This window comes from Kitasatospora sp. NPDC058048, assembly GCF_042885555.1.
Classification (GTDB): domain Bacteria; phylum Actinomycetota; class Actinomycetes; order Streptomycetales; family Streptomycetaceae; genus Kitasatospora; species Kitasatospora lactacystinica.
In genome coordinates, this window is sequence record NZ_JBHVRT010000028.1 from 85,120 (window position 1) to 99,915 (window position 14,796).

Genomic DNA, 14,796 nt, shown 5'->3' on the forward strand with positions numbered 1-14,796 from the left:
CGTCCTCCGCACTCGCCCAGCCCCCCGGCCGTCGGCCGCAGTCTGCCACTTGGCACCGACGAACAACAGCCCACTGTGCGGGATCCCGCCGGACGGATCACGGCTCCGGACGTTTGTCCGGGAGTCGCCGCAGCCCGGGCGGTGTCCGGGTCGTCCCCGGCCCGGAGTTCCGGGCCCCGAGCCGCTGCTCCCGGCGCCGGACGGCCGTCGGGGAACGCGACGGCGCCCGCCCTCCAACTGGTCGGGGAAGAGGGCAGGCGCCAGGAGACCGCGTTGGCCCGGCGACGCTGGCGGGGGCAGCGGGTTGAGCTCCCGGCGATGCGGCGCCGGGCGTTCGGTGGAGGCCGGTCGGACCGTCCGTCCGTCAGACCACCAGGGGGCGGTCCGTGGGCCGGATCGGGGCGGGAAGCGGGGTCTTGCCGCCCAGGTACCTGTCCACCGCGGCGGCGGCCGAACGGCCTTCCGCGATGGCCCAGACGATCAGCGACTGGCCACGGCCGGCGTCTCCGCAGACGTACACGCCATCGACATTGGTGGCGAACCGGCCATCGCGGGCAATGTTACCGCGCGCGTCGAGGTCCGCTCCCAGCTGCTCGACCAGCCCGTTCCGCACGTCCGTCCCGGTGAAGCCCATGGCCAGGGTGACCAGCTGCGCCGGGACGGCCCGCTCGGTGCCGGGCACCGGCTCGAACCGGCCGTCCTTGAACTCCACCTCGACGAGGTGCAGTTCCTGGACGTTGCCGTCCTCGTCTCCGGTGAAGCGGGTGGTGTTGACGGAGTAGATCCGCTCGCCGCCCTCCTCGTGCGCGGAGGTGACCTTGTAGGTCATCGGCATGGTCGGCCACGGCTGGTGACCGGGCCGCTCCTCGCCGGGCCGCGGCATGATCTCCAGCTGGGTGACGGAGGCCGCCCCCTGCCGGTGCGCGGTGCCGACGCAGTCCGCGCCGGTGTCGCCGCCGCCGATCACGACCACGTGCTTGCCCTTGGCGCTGATCGGGGACTCGACGAAGTCGCCCTCCTGCACCTTGTTGGCCAGCGGCAGGTACTCCATGGCCTGGTGGATGCCCTTGAGCTCGCGTCCGGGCACCGGCAGGTCGCGGGCGGTGGTGGCGCCGGCCGCGACGACCACGGCGTCGAAGCGCTCGCGCAGCTGCTGGCCGGTGATGTCCTCGCCGACGTGCACGCCGGTGCGGAACCGGGTGCCCTCCGCCCGCATCTGCTCGATGCGGCGGTTGATGTGGCGCTTCTCCATCTTGAACTCGGGGATGCCGTAGCGCAGCAGTCCGCCGATCCGGTCGGCCCGCTCGTACACCACGACGGTGTGCCCAGCCCGGGTGAGCTGCTGGGCGGCGGCGAGGCCGGCCGGGCCGGAGCCCACCACGGCGACGGTCTTGCCGGAGAGCCGCTCGGGCACCTGCGGGGTGACCCCGCCCCGGTCCCAGGCCTTGTCGATGATGGTGACCTCGACGTTCTTGATGGTCACCGCGTCCTGGTTGATGCCGAGGACGCACGCGGACTCGCACGGAGCCGGGCAGAGCCGGCCGGTGAACTCCGGGAAGTTGTTGGTGGCGTGCAGCCGCTCGATCGCGCCGACGAAGTCGTCCCGGTAGGCCAGGTCGTTCCACTCGGGGATGAGGTTCCCGAGCGGGCAGCCGTTGTGGCAGAACGGGATGCCGCAGTCCATGCAGCGGCCGGCCTGCTCGGTGATGATCGGCAGGAGGCTGCGCTCGACGTAGACCTCGTTCCAGTCCTTGAGTCGGACGTCGACCGGGCGGCGCTCGGCCAGCTGCTTGGGCGTGGTCAGGAAGCCCTTGGGGTCAGCCATTAGCCGCCTCCATCATCTTCGCGGTGGTCTCGGCCTCGGAGAGGCCATCGCGCTCAGCGGCGTCCTTGGCGGCGAGCACTGCCTTGTAGTCGGTCGGCATGATCTTGGAGAAGCGGGAGACCCCGCTGCCCCAGTCCGCCAGGAGTTCGGCGGCGACGGTGGAGCCGGTCTCCTCGTAGTGCTGCTGCACGGTGTCGCGCAGCCAGTCGCGGTCGGCGGCGGTGGGGGCCTCGATGCCCACCATGCCGTCGTTGACGTTGGCGGGGCGCAGGTCCAGGACGTACGCGATGCCGCCGGACATGCCCGCCGCGAGGTTGCGTCCGGTCTCGCCGAGGACGACGACCCGGCCGCCGGTCATGTACTCCAGGCCGTGGTCGCCCACGCCCTCGACCACCAGGGTGGCCCCGGAGTTGCGGACGGCGAAGCGCTCGCCGGCCTTGCCGCGCAGGTGGACGCGGCCCGAGGTGGCGCCGTAGCCGATGGTGTTGCCGGCGATGACGTGGTTCTGGGCGTCGTTGCCGATGGCCGCCGCCTCGCGGGCCGGGCGGACGACGACGACGCCGCCCGAGAGGCCCTTGCCGACGTAGTCGTTGGCGTCGCCCTCCAGGCGCAGGGTCACGCCGCGCGGCAGGAACGCGCCGAAGGACTGCCCGGCGGAGCCGGTGAAGGTGACGTCGATGGTCCCCTCCGGCAGGCCCTCGCCCCGGTACCGCTTGGTCACCTCGTGGCCGAGCATGGTGCCGACGGTGCGGTTGACGTTGCGGATCGGCAGCTGGATGCGGACGGCGTCGCCGCGCTCCAGCGCGTCCTCGGCGAGCGTGATCAGCTGGTTGTCCAGGGCCTTGTCGAGCGCGTGGTCCTGGGTGGTGGTGCTGTGCCGGGCGGCCCCTTCGGGCAGCTCGGGCACGTGGAACAGCGGGGCGAGGTCCAGCCCGGCGGCCTTCCAGTGGTCGATCGCGGCCCGGGTGTCGATGTGCTCGGCGTGGCCGACGGCCTCCTCGATCGAGCGCAGGCCCAGCGAGGCCAGGATCTCCCGGACCTCCTCGGCGATGAACTCGAAGAAGTTGACCACGAATTCGGGCTTGCCGGAGAACCGCTCGCGCAGCACCGGGTTCTGGGTGGCGACGCCGACCGGGCAGGTGTCCAGGTGGCAGACGCGCATCATGATGCAGCCGGAGACCACCAGCGGGGCGGTCGCGAAGCCGAACTCCTCGGCGCCGAGCAGCGCGGCGATCACCACGTCGCGGCCGGTCTTCAGCTGGCCGTCGGTCTGGACGACGATGCGCTCGCGCAGCCCGTTGAGCAGCAGCGTCTGCTGGGTCTCGGCGAGTCCGAGCTCCCAGGGCCCGCCGGCGTGCTTGAGCGAGGTGAGCGGCGAGGCGCCCGTCCCGCCGTCGTGCCCGGACACCAGCACGACGTCCGCGTGGGCCTTGGACACGCCCGCGGCGACCGTCCCGACGCCGACCTCGGAGACCAGCTTCACGTGGATGCGGGCCGCCGGGTTGGCGTTCTTGAGGTCGTGGATCAGCTGCGCCAGGTCCTCGATCGAGTAGATGTCGTGGTGCGGCGGCGGCGAGATCAGGCCGACGCCCGGGGTGGAGTGCCGGGTCCTGGCGACCCAGGGGTACACCTTGTGGCCGGGCAGCTGGCCGCCCTCGCCGGGCTTGGCGCCCTGGGCCATCTTGATCTGGATGTCGTCGGCGTTGACCAGGTACTCGGAGGTGACGCCGAACCGGCCGGAGGCGACCTGCTTGATCGCCGAGCGGCGCTCCGGGTCGTACAGCCGGTCCGGGTCCTCGCCGCCCTCGCCGGTGTTGGACTTGCCGCCGAGGCGGTTCATCGCGATGGCCAGGGTCTCGTGCGCCTCGCGCGAGATCGAGCCGTAGGACATGGCGCCGGTGGAGAAGCGCTTGACGATCTCGGAGACCGGCTCGACCTCCTCGACCGGGATCGGCTCCCGGCCGAGGCCGTCCAGCTGGAACAGGCCGCGCAGCGTCATGAGCCGCTCGGACTGCTCGTTCACCCGGTCGGTGTACTGCTTGAAGATGTCGTAGCGGCGGTTGCGGGTGGCGTGCTGGAGCCGGAAGACGGTGTCCGGGTCGAACAGGTGCGGCTCGCCCTCGCGGCGCCACTGGTACTCGCCGCCGATCTCCAGGGCGCGGTGCGCGGCCGGGATGCCGGAGGCCGGGTACGCCTTGGCGTGCCGGGCGGCCGTCTCTCGGGCGATCTCCTCCAGGCCGATGCCGCCGAGCTTGGTGGTGGTGCCGGCGAAGTAGCCGTCGACCAGGTCGTGGGAGAGGCCGATGGCCTCGAAGACCTGGGCACCGCGGTAGGAGGCCACGGTCGAGATGCCCATCTTGGACATGACCTTGAGCACGCCCTTGCCGAGCGCCTTGATCAGGTTCCGGATGGCCTTCTCGGGCTCGACGCCCGCGATGAACACTCCCTGGGCGACCAGGTCCTCGACCGACTCCATCGCCAGGTACGGGTTGACCGCCCCGGCGCCGTAGCCGATCAGCAGCGCGACGTGGTGCACCTCGCGGACGTCGCCCGCCTCGACCAGCAGCGACACCTGGGTGCGCTGCTTGGTGCGGATCAGGTGGTGGTGGACGGCCGAGGTGAGCAGCAGCGAGGGGATCGGCGCGTGCTCGGCGTCGGAGTGCCGGTCGGAGAGCACGATGATCCGGGCGCCGTCGGCGATCGCCGCGTCGGCCTCGGCGGCGATCTCGGCGAGCCGGGAGGCCAGGCCCTGGCCGCCGGTGGCGACCTTGTAGAGGCCGGAGAGCGTGACGGCCTTGAGGCCGGGCTGGTCGCCGTCGGCGTTGATGTGGACGAGCTTGGCCAGCTCGTCGTTGTCGATCACCGGGAAGGTGATGCCGACCGAGCGGCAGGCGGCGGCCTCGGCGGCCAGCAGGTTGCCCTCGGGGCCGAGGTTGGACAGCAGCGAGGTGACGAGCTCCTCGCGGATGGCGTCCAGCGGCGGGTTGGTGACCTGCGCGAAGAGCTGCACGAAGTAGTCGAACAGCAGGCGGGGCTTCTCGCTCAGTGCGGCGATCGGCGAGTCGGTGCCCATCGAGCCGAGCGCCTCGGCACCGGTGCGGGCCATCGGCGCGAGGACGACCCGCAGCTCCTCCTCGGTGTAGCCGAAGGTCTGCTGGCGGCGGGTGACGGAGGCGTGGGTGTGGGCGATGTGCTCGCGCTCGGGCAGCTTGGCCAGCTGGATCTGCCCGCCGTCCACCCACTCCTCGTAGGGGTGCTCGGCGGCGAGGGCGGACTTGACCTCCTCGTCCGGGACGATCCGGCCCTCGGCGGTGTCCACCAGGAACATCCGGCCGGGCTGGAGGCGGCCCTTCCTGGTGACCTTCTCCTGGTCGATGTCGAGCACGCCGACCTCGGAGGAGAGGACGACCAGGCCGTCCTCGGTGATCCAGTACCGGGCCGGGCGCAGGCCGTTGCGGTCGAGCACGGCGCCGATCTGGTTGCCGTCGGTGAAGGTGACGCAGGCCGGGCCGTCCCAGGGCTCCATCAGGTTGGAGTGGTACTGGTAGAAGGCGCGGCGGGCGGGGCTCATGGTGGCGTGGTTCTCCCACGCCTCCGGGATCATCATCAGCACCGAGTGCGGCAGCGAGCGGCCGCCGAGGTGGAGCAGCTCCAGGACCTCGTCGAAGGAGGCCGAGTCGGAGTGGTCCGGGGTGCAGATCGGGAAGATCCGCTCCAGGCCCTGCCCGTTGCTGTTGGCGGGGATGAGGTCGGTGGCGAGCTGCGACTCCCGGGCGTGCATCCAGTTGCGGTTGCCCTTGACCGTGTTGATCTCGCCGTTGTGGGCGACGAAGCGGTACGGGTGGGCGAGCGGCCAGCTCGGGAAGGTGTTGGTGGAGAACCGCGAGTGCACCAGGCCGATCGCGGACGCGTAGCTGCGGTCCGACAGGTCGGGGAAGAAGGGCTCCAGCTGGCCGGTGGTCAGCATGCCCTTGTAGACGATGGTGCGCGCGGACAGCGACGGGAAGTACACCCCGGCCTCGCGCTCGGCCCGCTTGCGGACCACGAAGGCGATCCGGTCCAGCTCGATGCCGGCCCGGTCGGCGCCTGCCAGGAAGACCTGCCGGAAGCGCGGCATCGCGCTGCGGGCGGCGGCGCCGAGCAGGTCGGGGGTGACCGGGACGTCGCGCCAGCCGAGGACGGTCAGGCCCTCCTCGGCGGCGATGCCCTCGATCCGGGCGACGGCCGCGGCGTCCTTCTCGTCGTCCTCCGGCAGGAAGGCGATGCCGACGGCGTAGGAGCCGGCCGCCGGGAGCTCGAAGGAGACCTTCCCGCGCAGGAAGGCGTCGGGGATCTGGGTCAGGATGCCCGCGCCGTCGCCGGAGTCGGGGTCGGCGCCGGTGGCGCCGCGGTGCTCCAGGTTGCGCAGGACGTTCAGCGCCTGCTCGACGATGGTGTGGTCGGCGATGCCGGTCAGCGTGGCGACGAAACCGACGCCACAGGCGTCGTGCTCGTTCCGCGGGTCGTACAGGCCCTGAGCAGCAGGTCGCGCATCCGGCACGAGCGCGTACGGCTGGCGGGCGGCGCCGGCCTGGGGCTCGTTGGCGGAGTGCATGGATGCAGACAGCATCGGCTCTCCCGTCGTCGTCTTTCGGCAAGTTGGTGCAAGTAGGGACGACGTTGGCCCTGATGCGATGGTGCGGTGTCGTGCAAGTTACATGATGCCCACGATCCCGAGAAGCGGAATATCCCGTCCACATGGCGGGACGACACGCAGGTCAGGGGGTGTGTGGGAGGACGCGCCACAGTGCACGTCCCGACGATTGTGCCCAACCGTCCACCGCCCGAAACAGGGGCGAAACCGGACCGCCACAGAAGCCGATCATGGACGCCTGCGATTCCATCCCGGGAGCCCGTCCGCGGATGCGAATCCGCGGCTCGGGGGCCCGAATGGTGAGACAGTGCCAGGCGTCGCCGGGCGCCCATGTGTGAAACGTCACGCACTGCTCAGCATAGTCATGCACGACTCCGGTCAGCCCACATGGCCGCCGATCAGCCACCCGAGCAGGTAGGTCACCCCGGCCGCCGCACCGCCCAGCACCAGCTGCCGCAGCCCGCTGAACCACCAGCTGCGCGCCGTCACCCGGGCCACCACCGCGCCGCACAGGAACAGCCCGGCCCCGGCCAGCAGCATCGCCGGCAGCAGCGCGGTCGCCCCCAGCAGGTAGGGCAGCAGCGGCAGCAGCGCGCCGAGCGCGAAGCACAGGAACGACGAGCCGGCCGCCACCAGCGGCGACGGCAGGTCGGTCGGGTCGACGCCCAGCTCCTCGCGGGCGTGCACCTCCAGGGCCAGCTCCGGGTCGGCGGACAGCTGCCGGGCCACCTCGTGCGCCAGCTCCGGGTCCACCCCGCGCGACACGTACAGCTGGGCCAGCTCGGCCAGCTCCCCGTGCGGATTGCGGCTCAGCTCCAGCCGCTCGGCCTCGATCTCGGCCTGCACCAGCTCCCGCTGCGAGGCCACCGAGGTGTACTCCCCCGCCGCCATCGAGCAGGCGCCGGCCGCCAGGCCCGCCAGCCCGGTCAGGATCACCGTCCCGTTGGACGCCGCGCCGCCGACCACGCCGGTCATCAGCGCGAAGTTGGACACCAGCCCGTCCACCGCGCCGAACACGGCCGGCCGCAGCCAGCCCCCGTTGACGTCCCGGTGGTGGTCGGCCGCGGGTATCCGGGGCTGGTGTCCGGCGTCGGCCTCCATGGTGATCGTGCTCATCGTCGTTCCCCTCCGTCGTGGTTCGTCAGCCCTGAACGTAGCCCGCCTGACCTGGGCATTTCCAGCAAAGTAAGGCTGTCCGAACACCACTGAGGCCACCCTTCGCAAACCTCGCGAAGGGTGGCCTCGGCCGGGGGAAGCCCCAGGTCAGATGGGGTTCTTGACGTCCTCGCCGACCGTCTCGGCGGCCGCCACGTCGGCCACGGGCCCGGCCGGCTCGCGCAGCACCGGCTTCCCGTCGGCCTTCTCCTCAGCCTTCTTCCCGCTCTTCCCACTCGTGCCGCTCTTCTCCCCGGACTCGGCGTCCTCCGCCGCCAGGTGCGCGGCCGGATCGATGCTCGCCGGGTCCTCCCGCCCGGGCCGCGTCCTGCCCACGATCACGAAGTACGCCACCGCGGCGACGAACACCCCGATGGACACCCAGTCGTTCAGCCGCAGGCCGAAGTAGACGTGCGCCTCGTCGATCCGCAGCCACTCGGTCCAGAACCGGCCCACCGTGTACGCGGCCACGTACAGCGCGAACGCCCGGCCGTGGCCCAGCGTGAACCGGCGGTCCGCCCAGATCACCAGCACCGCGACGCCGACGCACCACAGCGACTCGTACAGGAAGGTCGGGTGGTAGACGCCCTTCACGACCTCGCCGTTGGCCAGCGTCTTGTCGATCTCCAGGCCCCACGGCAGAGTGGTCGACCGGCCGTACAGCTCCTGGTTGAAGTAGTTGCCCCAGCGGCCCAGCGCCTGCGCGAGCGCGATGCCCGGTGCGATGGCGTCGGCGTACGCGGGCAGCGGCACGCCCCGGCGGCGGGCACCGATCCAGGCGCCGACCGCGCCCAGCGCGACGGCGCCCCAGATGCCGAGACCGCCCTCCCAGATCTTGAGGGCGTCCCAGGGGTTCTTCCCCTCGGCGAAGTACAGCCGGCCACCGTCGGTGATCACGTGGTAGAGGCGGCCGCCGACCAGGCCGAACGGCACGGCCCACACGGCGATGTCGCCGACGGTGTGCTTGGCACCGCCCCGGGCGACCCAGCGCTTGCTGCCGAGCCAGACGGCAACGACGACACCGAGGATGATGCAGAAGGCGTAGGCGCGCAGCGGGATCGGTCCCAGGTACAGGACGCCCCGCGACGGGCTGGGAATGTAGGCGATATCCATGGCAGTTCCGACGCTACAGGGTCCGACGGCCCGTTCGGGGCCCCTTGTGGTCACAGAAACCGAACAACGGGCGGCGCCGCCCCCTCCGGACGGGGAGGGAGCGGCGCGGCGGAGCGGGCTCAGCCGGCCGTCGGCGACGGGTTGTTGGCCTCCGAGGCGGTGCTGGTCGGCGCCGGGGTCTGCCCGTGCGAACCCGCCGTACCCAGCTGCTTGCCCTGGTTCGCGGCGTCCACCCAGGCCACCAGGTTGGCCGGGGTGATCTCCTCGCTGCCGTTCTTCGGGTAGATCGGCTGGCCGTTGAGCAGCACCGTCGGGGTGGACTTGAAGCTGGACTTGTCGAAGTCCTGCTGCACCGCGGACACCCACCCGCCGAACTTGTTGTCGTTGACGCAGGACTGGAACTCGGGCGTGTCCAGGCCGTTGACCTGCTTGGCCAGGCTGAGCAGCACGGTCTTGTCGCCGAAGGCGTCGTTGGTCTCGTCCGGCTGGTTGCGGTACAGCACGTCGTGGAAGTCCCGGAAGTGCCCGGCGTCCTGGGCGCAGCCCAGGGCGTTGGCGGCGGTCTTGGAGCCCTTGCCCCCCACGGCCCGGTCGATGAACGACACGATGTGGTAGTTCGTGTAGATCTTCCCGGCGTCCTCCAGCTGGTCGATGGTGGAGGAGAACTCGCGCTCGAAGGTGCCGCAGGCGGGGCAGCGCGGGTCCTCGTAGACCGTGAGGACGGAGGGCGCGTTGCCCGCGCCGACCGGGATGACCAGGTTCTTGTCGCCGATCGTCCCGGCCGGGACGGCGGTCGGCGTCTCCGGCTTGGAGCGCTGGTTCTGCACCACGACGCCGACGATCACCGCGGCGGCGATCACCGCGAGCACGGAACCGCCCACGATCAGCTTCTTCTTGCGCCGGGAGGAGACCTCCTCGGCCTCCCGCTGTTCCAGCATCCGCTCGCGGGCGGTGCGCTTGCCTTCTCGGTTCTTCTCGCTCATTGCCTTGACATCCACGGTCGGGGGCCTTCGTCGGGTGCAGGGGTGTGGGGGTCAGTTCGCCAGCCAGGCGTCCACCGACAGCCGGGTGCGGGGCCGCCACAGCAGCCACCCGGCCAGCAGCAGGAACCCGGTGTCGCGCAGGATCTCCTGGAGGTACTCGGTCCGGGACTCGTCGACGTGCCCGCCGCCACCGAAGCAGCCGCAGTCGATCGAGATGCCGCGTGCCCAGGCGGAGGCGATCCCGGCGATGAAGACCAGCAGCAGCACCGCGGAGACCCCGGCCACCAGCCGGACGCCGAGGCCCACCACCAGCAGCACGGCCAGGGCCAGCTCCAGGAACGGCAGGCCGTAGCCGATCGGCTTGACCAGGCCCTCGGGCAGGATCTCGTAGGCCCGGACGGCCTGGGCGGCCTCCGCCGGGTCGGAGACCTTCGCCAGCCCGGCCCATCCCCAGACCACCGCGAGGCCGAGCCGCACGACCGTGCCGAGCCACTCGCTCCAGGCCGGCACCGGTCTCGCCGCCCGGGGCGTGGGCGCGGAGCCACCGGGCTGCGCGGTCATCAGGGAACCCCCCTCGGGAAACTCGTTCACTCCCTGAGGAACCGCGAGGAATGGGGGGTGGTTTCCTCCGCATTCAGGAATGAAGCCGGACGGGTGACGTTCTGTCCGAATGGACCGAACACCTGCGCGTCAGCGGCACCCCGCCGACCACCCCGCTTCGAACAGATCGGGGTGCCGGGCCGCCTCCGCGCACGCCACCGCCTCCCGCTCCGCGCGCTCGGCCCCGCGCCTGGCCAGCGCGTGCCCCACTTCCACGTGCACCCCGACCGCGGCGGCGAGCGCCAGCACGGCTGCCGCCGCCCGCAGCAGAACGGCCCGCTGGAGACCCCGCACCGGCTCACCCCTTCCGCTCGTCACCGCAACCGTTCGTGCACTCGTCCCTCCACTCAACGTCCGTCAACCCCGGCTGATGCGTGTCCCCACCCCTTGTTCACCCGTTCGGGCCCGCAGTCCGGCCGGAGCGCGGGGAGGAGCCGCGCGCCCGTGCCCACGCCCCGCGAAAAGCCGACGGCCCCCCACTCCCCGAGGAGTGGAGGGCCGTCGGCCGGATGTTCCTACCGCGTCAGCTCCTGCGGACGCCCTGGGCCAGCTCTCCGGCGAGGGCCCGCACCGCGTCCAGCGCCGCCGCCTCGTCCTCGCCCGCGTCCAGGATCCGCTTCACGAACGCCGACCCGACGATCACGCCGTCCGCGAACCGGGCGACCTCGGCCGCCTGCACCGCGTCCGACACCCCGAGCCCGACGCAGACCGGCAGGTCCGTCGTCGCCCTGGTCCGGGCGACCAGGTCCTCGGCCATCGACCCGACGGCCGACCGCGTCCCGGTCACGCCCATCACCGCGGCCGCGTACACGAACCCGCTCCCGGCCGCCGTGACCTCCGCCAGCCGCGCGTCCTTGCTGCTGGGGGCGACCACGAACACGGTGTCCAGCCCGTGCTCGTCCGCCGCCTTGCGCCACTCCTCGGACTCCTCCACCGGCAGGTCCGGCAGGATGCACCCGGCGCCGCCGGCGGCCGCCAGGTCCGCCGCGAACCGCGCCACGCCGTAGCGGTCGACCGGGTTCCAGTACGTCATCACGAGCACCGCGGCCTCGGGGTGCGCCGAGGCGACCTCCTGGACGGTCCGCAGCACGTCCTTGATCCGCACGCCGCCCCGCAGCGCGATGTCGTCAGCGGTCTGGATGACCGCGCCGTCCAGCACCGGGTCGGAGTGCGGCAGCCCGACCTCGACCACGTCGCAGCCGCCCTCGATGAGCGCGTTGACCGCCCGGATGCCGCCGTCCACGGTCGGGAAACCGGCCGGCAGGTACCCGATCAGCGCGGCCCGGTCCTCGGCCTTGGCGGCCGCCAGGACACCGCTCAGCTTGCCGGCGCTCAGCTTGGAAGTCATGATCACTTACCCCCCTCGGCGGCGCCGTCGCCCGCGCCGCCGGCCTGCTCGTCGTACAGGCCGAAGTACTCGGCCGCGGTGTGCATGTCCTTGTCCCCGCGCCCCGACAGCGAGACCAGGATGGTCGCCTCCGGCCCGAGCTCGCGCCCCAGCTCCAGCGCCCCGGCGAGCGCGTGGGCGCTCTCGATGGCCGGGATGATCCCCTCGGTGCGGGACAGCAGCCGCAGCGCCTGCATCGCGGCGTCGTCCGTGACCGGCCGGTACTCCGCCCGCCCGGTGTCCTTCAGCCAGGCGTGCTCCGGCCCGACCCCCGGGTAGTCCAGCCCCGCCGAGATCGAGTGCGACTCGACGGTCTGCCCGTCCTCGTCCTGGAGGACGTACGTCCGGGAGCCGTGCAGCACCCCCGGGTCGCCCTTGGTGAGGGTGGCCGCGTGCCGGGGCGTCTCGGCGCCCTCGCCCGCCGCCTCGCAGCCGATCAGGCGTACCCCGGCGTCCGGGATGAACTCGTGGAAGATCCCCATCGCGTTGGAGCCGCCGCCGACGCAGGCCACGACCGCGTCCGGCAGCCGGCCGGTCCGGTCGAGCACCTGCTGCCGCGCCTCGACGCCGATGATCCGGTGGAAGTCCCGGACCATCATCGGGAACGGGTGCGGCCCGGCGACGGTGCCGAACAGGTAGTGGGTGGAGTCGACGTTGGCGACCCAGTCCCGGAACGCCTCGTTGATGGCGTCCTTGAGCGTGCGGCTGCCGGACTTGACGGCCACCACCTCGGCGCCGAGCATCCGCATCCGGGCGACGTTGAGCGCCTGGCGCTCGGTGTCGACCTCGCCCATGTAGATGGTGCAGTCGAAGCCGAACAGGGCGCAGGCCGTCGCGGTGGCCACGCCGTGCTGGCCGGCGCCGGTCTCGGCGATGATCCGGGTCTTGCCCATCCGCCTGGTGAGCAGCGCCTGGCCCAGCACATTGTTGATCTTGTGCGAGCCGGTGTGGTTGAGGTCCTCGCGCTTGAGCAGGACGCGCGCGCCGCCCGCCTCGGCGGAGAAGCGGTGCACGTCGGTCAGCGGGCTCGGGCGCCCGGTGTAGTCCTTGAGCAGCGCGTCGAGCTCGGCGGCGAAGGCCGGGTCGGCCTTGGCCTTCTCGTACTCCTCGGCGACCTGCTCGACCGCGGCGACCAGCGCCTCGGGGATGAAGCGGCCGCCGTACGCGCCGAAGTAGCCGCGCGCGTCCGGCACCTGGGCGCCGGGCAGGTAGTCCTTTTCGGACATGGTGGTTTCCCTTGAACGGAGATGGACGACGATGACGTCTTCCCGGCCGGAGGTCGGCCGGACCGGATTCAGCCGGACGTCACGCGCCATCGCCGCCCCGGCACCTGCCCGGGCTCGCACCCGATGACGTACCGCACCCGACGCCCCAGCACCCGGCGTGCGGGTGCGCGGCAGCCGCGCGGGCGGCAACCGGGGGCGAGTCGGGCGGCGATCTTCATGGGATGGGTGTCAGTCCTTGTGCCGGACGGCGGGGTGGGCCCCGGCGGCGACCAGGTCGGCGACCGCGGCACGCGGGTCCTTGCCGGTCACCAGGGTTTCGCCGACGAGTACCGCGTCGGCGCCGAGGTTGGCGTAGTTGATCACGTCCAGCGGGCCGCGCACGCCGGACTCGGCGATCTTGACGATACCGTCCGGGATGGCGTGGGCGACGTTCTCGAAGGTGTTGCGGTCCACTTCGAGCGTCTTGAGGTTGCGGGCGTTGACGCCGATGATCCGGGCGCCGGCGTCCACCGCGCGCTTGATCTCCTCCTCGTCGTGCACCTCGACCAGCGGGGTGAGGCCGATCGACTCGGCGCGCTCGATCAGCGACACCAGGGCCGGCTGGTCGAGGGCCGCGACGATCAGCAGCGCGAGGTCGGCGCCGTGCGCACGGGCCTCCCACAGCTGGTAGGCGGTGACGATGAAGTCCTTGCGCAGCAGCGGGGTCTCCACCGCGGCGCGGACGGCGTCCAGGTCGGCCAGCGACCCGCCGAAGCGGCGCTGCTCGGTCAGCACGCTGATCGCGGCCGCACCGCCGGCCGCGTAGTCGACCGCCAGGGCGGCCGGATCGGCGATCGAGGCCAGGGCGCCCTTGGACGGGCTGGAGCGCTTCACCTCGCAGATCACCCGGACCCCGTCGCCCCTGAGGGCGGCGACGCCGTCCTTGGCCTCCGGTGCCCTGGCGGCGAGCTCCTTGAGCTCGTCCAGGGAGACCCGGGCCTGTCGCTCGGCGAGGTCCTCGCGGACCCCTTCGATGATCGAGTCGAGCACACTCACTCAGGAGCCCCCATCTTTTCTGCCAGTTGGTCGGCGCGAGTCGGCGGGCGACGGCCCACCGGCACTTCGATGGTATCGGCACCCGGGGGCGGGGGGCGCATCGGTTCGAACCACGTCTCGCGGACCGGACCCCCGCAACGGCGGTCCCCAGCTGGGGCTTCACCGGCCCCGCACCGGTTTTCGGACGGACTTCGCACCGGTTTAGGACGCTCTTCCGGCCGGAGCCGACCGGTGGCCGGGAAACGGGGCCGACGGCCGGGAACGGCGGCTCACGGCCCGCAACGGCGGTTCACGGCACGGCCCGGCGGCTCACGGCCCGACCTGGCAGAACGGCTCGACGGGCCCGATCACACCAGCGGCGGTGCCAGCCCGGCGCCGACCGGCGAGTTCCGCACCACGGTGAACACCAGCACCAGCAGCGCGATCAGCACCCAGCGCCGGGCCCCGACGGTGGTCCTGGGCGGCGGCCCGCCGGTCAGCGCGGCCCAGCCCCAGCGCAGCCAGAGCACCGCCAGCACCCCGAACAGCAGGACGGCGACGGCGTTGTCGTGCAGGGCGCCGGTGAGGTCCCCGTGGGTCAGCGCGTGGACGCAGCGCAGCCCCCCGCAACCGGGGCACCACCAGCCGGTGGCGGTCAGGAACGGGCAGTCGGGGTAGTGCCCGGGGGTGTTCGGGTCCACCACGGCGACGTAGGCGGTGGGGACGGCCACCGCCGCCAGCGCGGTCAGCGGCGGGCTCAGCCGGCGCAGCACGGGCGGCGGGGCGGAAGCGGTGGGGGCGGAGGTCACGCCCCGATTCTGCCCGGGTCGGGCCCGGACACGACGAAACGGCGGGCGTGG

Annotated in this window: 12 protein-coding genes; all 12 read right to left on the reverse strand. The window is 72.2% G+C overall.

Features of this window, described 5'->3' with window-relative positions; translation table 11 throughout:
* Positions 1–364: 364 nt before the first annotated feature.
* The 12 genes from ACFVVA_RS27055 to ACFVVA_RS27110 all read right to left on the reverse strand — a co-directional run bounded on the left by ACFVVA_RS27055 (position 365) and on the right by ACFVVA_RS27110 (position 14,745).
* Complete coding sequence (locus ACFVVA_RS27055; RefSeq protein ID WP_380546870.1) at positions 365–1,825, reverse strand: glutamate synthase subunit beta; 1,461 nt, start codon at positions 1,823–1,825, stop codon at positions 365–367.
* Positions 1,818–6,419, reverse strand: coding sequence for a glutamate synthase large subunit (gene gltB, locus ACFVVA_RS27060; protein ID WP_387693458.1), 4,602 nt, complete (start codon positions 6,417–6,419; stop codon positions 1,818–1,820). Before gltB ends, ACFVVA_RS27055 begins: the two co-directional genes overlap by 8 nt.
* A gap of 417 nt (positions 6,420–6,836) precedes the next feature.
* Positions 6,837–7,559: a VIT1/CCC1 transporter family protein gene (locus ACFVVA_RS27065; protein ID WP_387693459.1), complete on the reverse strand. Its 723-nt coding sequence runs from the start codon at positions 7,557–7,559 to the stop codon at positions 6,837–6,839.
* A gap of 162 nt (positions 7,560–7,721) precedes the next feature.
* On the reverse strand, positions 7,722–8,726 hold the full coding sequence (lgt, locus tag ACFVVA_RS27070; RefSeq protein ID WP_387693421.1) for a prolipoprotein diacylglyceryl transferase: 1,005 nt from the start codon (positions 8,724–8,726) through the stop codon (positions 7,722–7,724).
* 119 nt (positions 8,727–8,845) lie between these two features.
* Positions 8,846–9,709 (reverse strand): DsbA family protein, encoded by an 864-nt coding sequence (locus ACFVVA_RS27075; RefSeq protein WP_387693422.1) that lies wholly within the window; start codon positions 9,707–9,709, stop codon positions 8,846–8,848.
* Between the two features lie 51 nt (positions 9,710–9,760).
* Positions 9,761–10,270 (reverse strand): MauE/DoxX family redox-associated membrane protein, encoded by a 510-nt coding sequence (locus ACFVVA_RS27080; RefSeq protein ID WP_387693423.1) that lies wholly within the window; start codon positions 10,268–10,270, stop codon positions 9,761–9,763.
* A gap of 129 nt (positions 10,271–10,399) precedes the next feature.
* Positions 10,400–10,603 (reverse strand): hypothetical protein, encoded by a 204-nt coding sequence (locus ACFVVA_RS27085; RefSeq protein ID WP_387693424.1) that lies wholly within the window; start codon positions 10,601–10,603, stop codon positions 10,400–10,402.
* Between the two features lie 229 nt (positions 10,604–10,832).
* Positions 10,833–11,657 carry a tryptophan synthase subunit alpha gene (gene trpA / locus ACFVVA_RS27090; protein ID WP_387693425.1) on the reverse strand — a complete coding sequence of 275 codons (825 nt, stop codon included), beginning with the start codon at positions 11,655–11,657 and terminating at the stop codon, positions 10,833–10,835.
* Positions 11,658–11,659: 2 nt separating this feature from the next.
* Entirely contained in the window at positions 11,660–12,922 is a 1,263-nt protein-coding gene (gene trpB / locus ACFVVA_RS27095; protein ID WP_380546877.1) for a tryptophan synthase subunit beta, read from the reverse strand.
* A 68-nt stretch (positions 12,923–12,990) separates the two neighbouring features.
* Positions 12,991–13,140 (reverse strand): tryptophan biosynthesis modulator TrpM, encoded by a 150-nt coding sequence (gene trpM, locus ACFVVA_RS27100; RefSeq protein WP_188296911.1) that lies wholly within the window; start codon positions 13,138–13,140, stop codon positions 12,991–12,993.
* A 10-nt stretch (positions 13,141–13,150) separates the two neighbouring features.
* A complete protein-coding gene (gene trpC, locus ACFVVA_RS27105; RefSeq protein ID WP_359910194.1) occupies positions 13,151–13,957 on the reverse strand; it encodes an indole-3-glycerol phosphate synthase TrpC in 807 nt (268 codons plus the stop codon).
* A gap of 347 nt (positions 13,958–14,304) precedes the next feature.
* Entirely contained in the window at positions 14,305–14,745 is a 441-nt protein-coding gene (locus ACFVVA_RS27110) for a DUF2752 domain-containing protein (RefSeq protein WP_359910197.1), read from the reverse strand.
* Positions 14,746–14,796: the final 51 nt, after the last annotated feature.

Excerpts from the sequence above, each read along its gene's own strand:
- ACFVVA_RS27055 (WP_380546870.1), bottom strand. The coding sequence starts at position 1,825 with ATGGCTGACCCCAAGGGCTTCCTGACCACGCCCAAGCAGCTGGCCGAG.
- gltB (WP_387693458.1), bottom strand. The coding sequence starts at position 6,419 with ATGCACTCCGCCAACGAGCCCCAGGCCGGCGCCGCCCGCCAGCCGTAC.
- ACFVVA_RS27065 (WP_387693459.1), bottom strand. The coding sequence starts at position 7,559 with ATGGAGGCCGACGCCGGACACCAGCCCCGGATACCCGCGGCCGACCAC.
- lgt (WP_387693421.1), bottom strand. The coding sequence starts at position 8,726 with ATGGATATCGCCTACATTCCCAGCCCGTCGCGGGGCGTCCTGTACCTG.
- ACFVVA_RS27075 (WP_387693422.1), bottom strand. The coding sequence starts at position 9,709 with ATGAGCGAGAAGAACCGAGAAGGCAAGCGCACCGCCCGCGAGCGGATG.
- ACFVVA_RS27080 (WP_387693423.1), bottom strand. The coding sequence starts at position 10,270 with ATGACCGCGCAGCCCGGTGGCTCCGCGCCCACGCCCCGGGCGGCGAGA.
- trpA (WP_387693425.1), bottom strand. The coding sequence starts at position 11,657 with ATGACTTCCAAGCTGAGCGCCGGCAAGCTGAGCGGTGTCCTGGCGGCC.
- trpB (WP_380546877.1), bottom strand. The coding sequence starts at position 12,922 with ATGTCCGAAAAGGACTACCTGCCCGGCGCCCAGGTGCCGGACGCGCGC.
- trpM (WP_188296911.1), bottom strand. The coding sequence starts at position 13,140 with ATGAAGATCGCCGCCCGACTCGCCCCCGGTTGCCGCCCGCGCGGCTGC.